Annotated in this window: 1 protein-coding gene; it reads right to left on the bottom strand. The window is 48.5% G+C overall.

The window, feature by feature from the left end:
- Positions 1-305 (bottom strand): IS3 family transposase (locus PG062_RS15795; RefSeq protein WP_270753012.1); only part of this gene is annotated, 305 nt, incomplete at both ends.

The following is a 305-nucleotide window of genomic DNA, read 5'->3' as shown; positions in this document are numbered from 1 at the left end:
CTCTGTCACATCGGTGACCCACTTCTGGTTCGGCTTTTCGGCGCGGAAGTCCCGGTTTAACAGATTTGGCGCAATTTTGCCCACTTCTCCCTTATAAGAGCGGTACTTCTTCATCCTGACACGGCAAACTAAGCCCAACTCTTTCATAAGCCGCTGGACAGTCTTGTGGTTCAGGAGAAAATTGCGCTTGCGAAGTTCTGCCGTGATCCGGCGATAGCCGTACCGGCCCCTGTTTTCGTGGTAAATCGTTGTGATTTTTTCCTTAACAGATGCATATTTGTCTTCTTTCTGCATCTGCTTCAAAT

Origin of the sequence: Gemmiger qucibialis, assembly GCF_027689445.1 — a bacterium.
Lineage (GTDB): Bacteria > Bacillota > Clostridia > Oscillospirales > Ruminococcaceae > Gemmiger > Gemmiger qucibialis.
This window is presented reverse-complemented; position numbering and strand designations above follow the sequence as displayed.